Source organism: Pseudomonas spelaei (genome assembly GCF_009724245.1).
In the GTDB taxonomy this organism is placed as follows: Bacteria; Pseudomonadota; Gammaproteobacteria; order Pseudomonadales; family Pseudomonadaceae; genus Aquipseudomonas; species Aquipseudomonas spelaei.
This window is the reverse complement of sequence record NZ_WNNK01000056.1, coordinates 1-9,661: the sequence shown is the minus strand read 5'-3', so window position 1 is coordinate 9,661 and position 9,661 is coordinate 1. Positions and strand designations below refer to the sequence as shown.

General features: G+C 62.0%; 8 protein-coding genes. All 8 read left to right on the top strand.

Going from position 1 to position 9,661, the window contains the following annotated elements; all coding sequences use genetic code 11:
* On the top strand, window positions 1-511 hold a 511-nt coding region (locus GNF76_RS29405; RefSeq protein ID WP_484573251.1), incomplete at its 5' end, for a DUF58 domain-containing protein.
* Window positions 508-978 carry a DUF4381 domain-containing protein gene (locus GNF76_RS29115; RefSeq protein WP_155586492.1) on the top strand — a complete coding sequence of 157 codons (471 nt, stop codon included), beginning with the start codon at window positions 508-510 and terminating at the stop codon, window positions 976-978. The genes GNF76_RS29405 and GNF76_RS29115, both read left to right, overlap by 4 nt.
* Window positions 965-1,972 carry a vWA domain-containing protein gene (locus tag GNF76_RS29110; RefSeq protein ID WP_155586491.1) on the top strand — a complete coding sequence of 336 codons (1,008 nt, stop codon included), beginning with the start codon at window positions 965-967 and terminating at the stop codon, window positions 1,970-1,972. Before GNF76_RS29115 ends, GNF76_RS29110 begins: the two co-directional genes overlap by 14 nt.
* On the top strand, window positions 1,953-3,446 hold the full coding sequence (locus tag GNF76_RS29105) for a vWA domain-containing protein (protein WP_155586490.1): 1,494 nt from the start codon (window positions 1,953-1,955) through the stop codon (window positions 3,444-3,446). The genes GNF76_RS29110 and GNF76_RS29105 overlap by 20 nt, the downstream gene beginning before the upstream one ends.
* Window positions 3,443-4,510 carry a BatD family protein gene (locus GNF76_RS29100; protein ID WP_155586489.1) on the top strand — a complete coding sequence of 356 codons (1,068 nt, stop codon included), beginning with the start codon at window positions 3,443-3,445 and terminating at the stop codon, window positions 4,508-4,510. The genes GNF76_RS29105 and GNF76_RS29100 overlap by 4 nt, the downstream gene beginning before the upstream one ends.
* Window positions 4,507-5,514 carry an HAD family hydrolase gene (locus GNF76_RS29095; protein ID WP_155586488.1) on the top strand — a complete coding sequence of 336 codons (1,008 nt, stop codon included), beginning with the start codon at window positions 4,507-4,509 and terminating at the stop codon, window positions 5,512-5,514. Before GNF76_RS29100 ends, GNF76_RS29095 begins: the two co-directional genes overlap by 4 nt.
* A 76-nt stretch (window positions 5,515-5,590) precedes the next feature.
* Window positions 5,591-7,177, top strand: coding sequence for an arylsulfatase (locus GNF76_RS29090; protein WP_155586487.1), 1,587 nt, complete (start codon window positions 5,591-5,593; stop codon window positions 7,175-7,177).
* 107 nt (window positions 7,178-7,284) lie between these two features.
* A partial coding sequence (locus tag GNF76_RS29085) for a fused MFS/spermidine synthase (protein WP_155586486.1) occupies window positions 7,285-9,661 on the top strand: 2,377 nt, incomplete at its 3' end.

Here is a 9,661-nt window from a genome sequence, read left to right as displayed (position 1 = left end):
CAGCGTCGCACCATTGCGCAGTCGTAAGCGGGTCGAGGCGTTGTGCAACCGAATCACCCAACAGAACCAGGCCTTGGCTGCAACCAACCCGGACCGTGAAGGTGACGGGCAACTGGACAAGGTGCTGCAACACTGCCTGGCCCTGGCCGGGCATGACCATATGATCTGCATCGTCAGTGACTTTGCCGGTGCCAGTGACCGCACCCTGCAACTGATGCGACAGTTGTCAGCCCATAACGATGTGATTGCGCTGCAGGTTTACGACCCGTTGGCCCTGAACGTGCCTGAGCGTGGCCAACTGCTGGTCACCCAGGGCCAGTTGCAAGTGGAGCTGGCGGTGCATAAACATCAGGTGCGCCAACCCTTGGGAGACTTTCTCGGCGGGCGGCTCAAGGCGGTGGCCAGTTTGCTGCGCCGCAGCCAGGTGCCGCTGATGATGTTCAGCACCGCCCTGCCTGCCGCTGAACAACTGCGCAGCGAATTGGGCAAACACAATGGTGCACGCCGTTGAACGCCCACGTTCCCAGCATCGAACAACTCCAGGAGTTGGGCCTGCCCGCCCCTGTCAGTTACTGGCCGCAGACCTGGGGTTGGTACGCCATCCTGGGCCTGCTGGTATTGGCGTTGGTCGTGCTCGGGTTCAAAGCGTGGTTACGCTGGCGACGCAATGCCTACCGTCGAGAGGCATTGGTACAGCTCAATGCCCTTGAGGATTTGCGCGAACTGCCGGAACTGCTCAAACGTGTGGCCCTGTCGATGCCGCTGGCACCAGAAGAGCACCAGCGTGTGCCGACATTGAGCGGCAGCGGCTGGCAGGATTTCCTGCAACGCCATGGCGCAGTGGAGCTGCCCGAGGATTTCAGCCGGCAGTTGGCGAAGCTGGCTTACAGCCCCGCCGCATCGTTATCCAGCGTGCAACGTGAACAGCTGTTGGCCCAGTGCAAAGCCTGGGTGGAGCATCATCATGTGGCAGCTTGATTACCCCTGGCTGCTGCTCCTGCTGCCGTTGCCTTGGCTGGCCTACCGCTATTTGCCGGAATACCGCGAGGCCCGCAGCGCCGTACGCGTACCGTTTTTTGCCGCGATGAGCCAAGCCGTGGGCCAGGTACCTGCCACCCGTGGTACGCGGACCAATCACTTGCAGTTGCTGCTCAACCTGCTGGTCTGGGCGCTGCTGATGCTCGCCATCGCTCGCCCAGTGTGGGTGGAAAAACCCATCGAACGGCAACAACCGGTGCGCGACTTGATGCTCGCCATCGACATCTCCCAATCCATGGAGACCCAGGACTTTACCGACGCCAACGGCCAGAAGATCGACCGCCTGGCCGCCGTCAAACAGGTGGTCCACGGTTTTATCCAGCGCCGCAAAGACGATCGCCTCGGCCTGATTCTGTTTGGCAGCGGCGCCTACCCCCAAGCGCCCCTGACCCTGGACCACGCCAGCCTGTCGCTGCTGCTGGACGACAGCGGCATCGGCATGGCCGGGCCCAATACCGCGATTGGCGATGCCATCGGCCTGAGCCTGAAGCTGCTGGACCAGGCTCACGAACAAGAGAAAGTGCTGATCTTGCTCACCGACGGCAACGACACCAGCAGCGCCATCACCCCGGACCATGCGGCGAGCATGGCGGCCGCCAAAGGCGTGGTGATCCATACCATCGGCATTGGCGACCCGACAGCCGAGGGTGAAGCCCGGGTCAACCTGGGCGCTTTGCGACAAATCGCCGAAGCCACCGGCGGGCGTTATTTGCGTGCCGAAAACCGCGACACCCTGGACCAGGTCTACGCCACCCTGGACCGAATCACCCCGCATCAGGTCAAGACCCTGAGCCATCAGCCCAAGCGTGATCTGTTCTGGTTGCCGCTGAGTGCCGCCATTGGCCTGCTTGCGCTGTATCACGTGGTCGCGGCGCTCTGGCCTCACCTGAGACTTCGTCAACGGGAGGTCCGCGATGACGTTCAACCTCAGTGATTTCCACTTCCTGCGCCCGACCTGGCTGCTGCTGGCGCTGATCGGCCTGTTGTTGCCGCTGCTGTGGCGCCGCAGCCAGGACCTGCAACGGCGCCTGCGGAGCAATATCGCGCCGCACTTGTTGCCGCACCTGCTGCTGACCCCGGCCGACCCCCATTACCTGCGCCCGGTGCATCTGGTGAGCGCGTTGCTGGTACTCGGTGCGCTGGCCGCCGCCGGGCCGACCTGGGAACAGGACCGCCCAGACTTTCTGGAAAACCGCGCGCCGCTGATCATCGCCCTCGACCTGTCACCGTCCATGGACACCGCCGACGTACCGCCCACGCGCCTGAGCGCCGCCAAGCACATGCTGCAGGACTTGGTCCAACGCCGCAAAGGCGCGCGTACTGCGCTGATCGTCTACGCCGGCAGTGCCCATCTGGTGTTACCGCCCACTGATGATCCGGCGCTGCTGGACAGTTTTATCCAGGCCTTGGCCACCGACCTGATCAGCAAACCGGGCAAGGACGTGGCCGCAGTGATCGATCAAGCCAGGCGCCTGCTGGACGCAGAGCATACTCCCGGCACGTTGCTGTTGATCAGCGACGGCGCCGACGTTACGCAACTGCCCAGCCTGAAAAAACACCTGGCGGACAGCCCATTGCAAGTCCTCGTGCTGGCCGTCGGCAGTCAGTTCGACAGCGTCGCCTTGAAGCAGCTGGCCGCCGCCACTGACGCCCCTCTGGGCAGCCTGACCCTCAACGACGACGACCTGGACTGGATCGAACTGCACGCCCAACAGCACTTCCAGAACGCCGACGAACAACAGCGCCAGTTGCAATGGAAAGACGTCGGCTACTGGCTGTGCTGGCCGTTGCTGTTGTTGGCACTGTTCAGTGTACGCCGGGGCTGGAGCCTGAACTGGACGGCTGTATTGATGCTCGGGTTCTTCCTGCAACCGGCGCCGGCCCAGGCCAACGCCTTGGCTGACGCGTTCCTCACCCCTGACCAGCAAGGCCGCTGGGCCTTCGAGCACCATCATTACCCCGCCGCCGCCGCGCTGTTCAGCGACCCTTATTGGAAAGGCATCGCCGCCTACAACGCTGCTGACTACGACCTGGCGCTGACCAGCTTTACCCAGGTCAACACGGCGCAAGCGGCGTTCTACCGGGGCAATATCCATGTACGGCGTTTCAAGTTCGATGACGCCATCGCCGCCTACCAGCAGGCGTTACAGCAACAGCCACAATTCCCCGAAGCCAGCGCCAACCTGGCCCTGGCGCTGGCCTTGAAGAAAGACACCGAAAGCGCCTCGGACAACGCCCCCGAGGTCAAACCCGATGAGGTCAAGTTCGACAAAGCAGCGGGCAAGGGCCAGAGCAAAGCGATCCAGACGGAACAGGCCAGTAGCGATGCATTGTGGCTGCAGAACCTGACCACCTCGCCGGCGAACTTCTTGCGGCGCAAGTTCAGCTTGCAGGATCAACAACCATGAACACCACACCTGTAGCCGCTGCCCTTTGCACCTTATTGCTGGGGCTCTCTGTATGGGCGGCTGAGCCGCAGCTCAAGGTCCAGGCGCAGTTGGTGCCCGGCAGTAACGTGGTGGTTGGCGAGCAGTTGCAATTGCAGGTCGACGTCCTCACCGACACCTGGTTCACCGCCGCAGCCACCCTGCCCGCCCTGCAACTGCCCGGCGCACGGGTACAAGCTCCGGACGGTGAGTCCGAACACCTGAATCCGGTGATTGATGGCCAGACCTTCTACGGCATGCGCTACCGCTACCGGATCACTCCCGACGTGGCACAAAGCTTCAACGTGCCCGCGCTGACCATCAGCGCACAGCCGGGGCAAGCCAGCGCGCCGCTGAAAGCCCAGACCGTGCCACTGTCCTTTCAGGCAACCCGACCGCCGGGCTTCGCGGCGGGCGAAGTGGTACTGGTGGCGCAAGGGTTGCGTCTGACACAGGCGATTACCCCGTCCGCGACGCCCCTCAACGTGGGCGACAGCCTGACCCGCACCCTGACCCTGCAAGCCGACAACACGCCTGGCCTGTCACTGCCGGCGCCCCTCCAGGCAGAGGTCAAGGGCCTGCGTCGCTATCCCCAATCGCCGACCATCAGCAACCTCGATGACGGTCGCGGCAACATCAGCGGCGGCCAGCGTATTGATCGACAGGTGTACCGCGTCGAACACGTCGGCCACTACCAACTCCCCGCCATCCGCGTGAAATGGTGGGACAGCCGCAACCATCGCCTGCAAGTGGCACAACTGCCGGCCGTCAGCCTTCAAGCGTTGGCGACGAGCAGCTACACGCCGACCTTTTCCATTGCCCAGGACCTCAAGCAATTGGGCCAACACAGCCGTTGGCAACTGTCGCGTCACGGGATGTTCTGGGGTACCGCGCTGGTGGCCGTCGGCGTACTGGTCTATCTGGCACGGGTGCTGTGGCCTCGCGTTCCACCCCTTTGGCAACGCGGCGTCGGCGCATTGCGCCGGGTGTGTCGTCAACTACGCTTGCTACCACTGAACCCCCGTCACGAAAAGGATTTCCCATGACGTCGCTCCGTTATGCCTTGCCGCTGATGCTGCTGTTGGCCCTTCCCTCACTGGCGTTGGCCGTCGACCCGCTCCCCTCCTGGAACGAAGGCCCAAGCAAAAAGCAGATCATCGAGTTCGTTCAGGCGGTCACCGCTGGGAACTCGAAGGACTACGTCAAACCCGCCGAACGCATCGCCGTGTTCGACAACGACGGCACCCTGTGGAGTGAGCAACCGGCGTACTTTCAGGTGCTGTTCGCCTTCGATGAAATCAAGCGCCTCGCGCCCCAGCACCCGGAGTGGGCAACCACTCAACCGTTCAAGGCCGTATTGGAGAATGATCATCAAGCCCTGGCCCAGAGTGGCATGGAAGGTTTGCTGAAAATCATCGCAGCGACTCATACCGGGATCAGTACCGAGGCGTTTATTGAGAACGCGAAGAACTGGCTGATCCAGGCCCGTCATCCCAAAACCGGCAAACCCTACACCGAAATGATCTACCAGCCGATGCTGGAAATGCTCGACTACCTGCGCAGCCAGGACTTCAAGACCTACATCGTCTCCGGTGGTGACACCGCCTTTATGCGCGCGTTTGCCTTGGCGGTGTACGGGGTGCCGCCAGAACAGGTGATTGGCACCACGTTCGTCACCCAGTTCCAGATCAAGGACGGCGAGCCACAGATCCTGCGGACCGCCAAACTGGCCCACAACGACGACGGCCCGGGCAAACCGGAAAGCATCGACGGGATTATCGGCCAGCGGCCCATCCTCGCCTTCGGCAACTCCGATGGTGATCTGCAAATGCTGCAATGGACGGCGGCTGGCAAGGGCAAACGCTTCATGGGCCTGGTGCACCACACCGACGCAGAGCGCGAATGGGCCTATGACCGTGATTCCAGGATCGGGCGCCTGGACAAGGCGCTCGACCAGGCAAAAACACAGGGTTGGACGGTGGTGGATATGACGGCCGAATGGCGCCGGATCTACCCCTTCGAACCGGCTGTGCAAGTGCAGGTGCAATAAGAAAAGACGTAGCGATGGACTGTGATAAACGTTGGTCGCAGACAATGCGACCCCAGCTGACAAAGGAGCAAGTCATATGACTCGCAGATGCAAGTGGCTACCGAAGCTCGCCCTGGTGGCGGCCTCGGTCATGGGGTTCTCGGCCGTCGCCTTGGCCGCCGAAAAACCGAATATCCTGGTGATCTTCGGCGATGACATCGGGCAAACCAACATCAGTGCCTATTCGATGGGGGTGGTCGGCTACAAGACTCCAAACATCGACCGTATCGCCAAAGAAGGCATGATGTTCACTGACTATTACGCGGAGAACAGCTGCACCGCAGGACGCTCATCCTTCATCACCGGCCAGACGCCGTTGCGCACTGGTTTGTCGAAAGTCGGCGCGCCGGGAGCCTCGGTGGGGTTGCAAAAACGCGACATCACCATTGCCCAGGCACTCAAGTCCCTGGGTTATGCCACCGGCCAATTCGGCAAGAACCACCTGGGTGACAAAGACGAGTACTTGCCGACCAACCACGGCTTCGACGAGTTCTTCGGCAACCTCTATCACCTTAATGCCGAAGAAGAACCGGAGCGCCCTTATTGGCCCAAAGATGACGCCGAGTTCGTTAAAGCCAACTCGCCCAGAGGTGTGATCCACAGCTTCGCCGATGGCAAGATCGAAGACACTGGCGCCTTGACCACCAAGCGCATGGAAACCATCGACGACGAAACCACTGCCGCTGCCCAAGCGTTCATCAAGAAACAGGCCGAAGCCGACAAACCGTTCTTTGTCTGGATGAACACCACCCGCATGCATCTGTTTACTCACGTGCGTGAATCGATGAAAGGCCAGAGCGGCATGCCCGGCAACGATTACGCCGACGGAATGCTGGAGCACGACGGCGATGTGGGCAAACTCCTGCAAACCCTCGACGACCTGAAAATCGCCGACAACACAATCGTCGTCTACACCACTGACAACGGACCCAACCAGTTCTCCTGGCCGGATGCGGCGACCACACCGTTTCGCAACGAGAAGAACTCCAACTGGGAAGGCGCCTATCGCGTACCGGCAATGATCCGCTGGCCGGGCAAGATCAAGCCGGCCGAAGTTTCCAATGAAATGCTCTCAGGCATGGACTGGTTCCCGACGCTGTTGGCGGCCGCGGGGGATACCGAGGTCAAGGACAAGTTGCTCAAGGGCTGGGCCCCCGTGGCCGGCGGCGCCAACTTCAAGGTGCACCTGGATGGCTACAACCAACTGCCCTACCTGACCGGCCAACAACCCAAAGGTGCACGCAGCGAGTTCTATTACTTCAACGATGATGGGGTGCTGGTATCGATGCGCTTCGGCAACTGGAAAGCAGTGTTCTGCGAGCAGCGTGCGCCCGGTGGGTTCAAGGTCTGGAGCGAACCGTTCGTGTGCCTGAGGGTGCCGAAAATTCTCAACCTGAGAATGGACCCCTATGAGCGGGCCGACATCGTTTCCGACCAGTACTACGACTGGGCCACAAAAAACGTGTACCTGGTGGCGCAAGCGGTGACCAAATCGGCGAAGTTCCTCGAAACCTTTATTGAGTACCCACCCAGTCAGAAACCGGCCAGCTTCAGCGTCGACCAGATCCGCGCGGCGGTGGATGCGAAGATTGCCGAGAAAATGAAGGCGGCTCCGGCGCAATAACGCTCAGTGCAGTTCTTGTAGCCGCAGCCGAGGCACGAGGCTGCGGCTACAGGTTTTCACCGGCTTGAACAGTGTGCACTCCCGCAGGTTTATACAAGGCTATTCGTATGTCTTCACGCACCGCCAGCAAACCCGTTGCCCTGGCTGAAACCCAGGCCACTTCCAACATCCTGATCCCCGCCCTGCTGCTCTTCCTCTCCGGTGGCGCAGCCCTGGTGTATCAGGTGCTATGGATCAAGCAACTGTCGTTGGTCGTCGGTGTCGAGGTCTACGCCATCACCACCGGGATCAGTGGGTTTTTTGCAGGGCTGGCCTTGGGCGGCCTGGTATTTGGACGCTGGGCCGATCGTCTCGTCCGGCCGTTGGTGCTTTACGCTGTACTGGAGATTCTCGTGGCGGTGCTGGGGGTCAGCGCCACGCTGGCCTTGAGCATGGCTGCCAGCCCGTTTGCCTGGCTGGAGCAGCGCGTCGGGCTGTTGGCCTGGCTCCTGCCCTTCGCCCTGGTGGGCCTGCCTGCACTGCTGATGGGCGGCACGCTGCCGGTGCTGGTACGGGCGCTGAACGTCGATGCCAAGGGCCTGAGCCAGGCCGGTGGCCGGTTGTATGCCGCCAATACCGCCGGCGCGATTGTCGGGACCTTGCTTACTGCCTTTGTGCTGATCGCGACGCTTGGCGTGCGCGGCAGTGCCCTGGTGGCTGCCATGCTGAACCTGTTGGCCGCTGTCGGCGCCTTGTTGTACGTGCGTCATCGTGCGGTATCGGTTACCGCCCACTCCAAGGCTCAACCGGCACGCCTGGCACTGGTGCTATACGCCATCGCCGGTGGCGTGGCCCTGGGTTACGAAGTGGTCTGGTCGCAGTCCATCGTGCAATTCATGAGTACCCGCACCTACGCCTTTGCCGTGGTATTGGCCACCTACCTGACCGGGCTGTTTATCGGCAGTCAACTGATGGCCCGTCGGGTCGAGCGTATTCGTGATCCCTGGGGGGTGTTCGGCCTGTTGATCGCCGGCGCCGGGTTGGTGGCGCTGCTGGAAATCGCCCTGCTGGGCCACTGGCTGGTGCTGCTGCAAACCCAAGCCGAAGCGTTGGTACTGAGCCTGGGGGGCCGTGAGCTGCCGGGGATGAGCGCGCGCTTTGCGGTGGCAGCCCTGTGCATCGTGTTTGTACCGACCCTGCTGCTGGGGGCGGCGTTTCCGCTGGCGCTGCGGCTGAGTGTCGGCGGCGGTCATATCGGCCGGGACGTGGGCGCAGTGGTAGCGTTCAACACCCTGGGCGGGATTGTCGGGGTGATGCTCTGCGGCTTTGTGCTGATTCCGTGGCTGGGGCTGGTGCGCACCCTGGGCCTGCTGGCGGTGATTGCCGGTGCCGTGGGTTATGTCGCGGTACGCCGTGGCCACGGGGTAAAAAAAGGCCGGCGTCAGGCGGTGGTCGCCCTCGGGCTGCTGTCGTTGGCGGTGGCCCTGCTGACGCCTACGGATCGTCTCGCCAAACTGTTGCCTGGCGCACGCAATGCCAGCCTGGCGTTTTATCAGGAAGGACGTGGCGCCACCGTCGCCGTGGTGACACAAGGCCAGGGCGCCCGGACTTTTCACCGCCTGTATATCCAGGGCGTGTCCAACACCGGCGATGCCATGCCGTCGCTACGGTACATGCGAATCCAGGCGTTGTTGCCGTTGCTGATTCACAACGGCGAGCCACGCTCGGCCCTGGTGATCGGCTTTGGTACGGGCATCACCGCGGGTGCCCTGCTGCGTTATCCGGAGCTTGAACAACGGGTGGTGGCCGAGCTGTTGCCATCGGTGATCCAAGCCGCACCGCTGTTCAAGGGCAACTACAACGCCGCCAGCGATCCGGACGTGCAGGTGCGCTTGCAGGATGGTCGCCAGGAACTGCTGCGCAATCCTCAGGCCTATGACGTGATCACCCTGGAACCGCCACCACCCTCCGCTGCCGGGGTGGTCAATCTGTATTCCCGCGACTTTTACCAACTGACTGCCCGACGCCTGGAGAAACATGGCTTGTTGGCCCAATGGCTGCCGTTGCCGACGCAAAACATTGAGGACTCGCAGTCATTGGTGCGTAGCTTCCTTGACGTATTCCCTTACGCCACGCTGTGGACCAGCGAGTTCCACGAGATGTTGTTGGTGGGTTCCATGGAGCCTATCGAGCTGGACACGGCGCGCATTCGCCAGCGGTTTGAACAAGCATCCGTGAGCAGCGCCCTGGGCGAGGTGGGTATTGATTCGGCGGCGACCCTGCTGGCGACCTGGGTTACAGATCGCCAAGGACTGGAGCGTTTTGTTGCTGACGCGTTGCCGGTCACGGATGATCAGCCGCGTATCGAATATGCGCCTTGGGTGCGTAACAAGGAGATCAGTCGGGTCTTGCCGGCGCTGCTGGACTTGCGGGTGCCGGTGCCGTTGCTCAATGCCGATGCGGCGTTTTTGCGGACACTGGACAGTGAACAGCAGCGGCTGATGC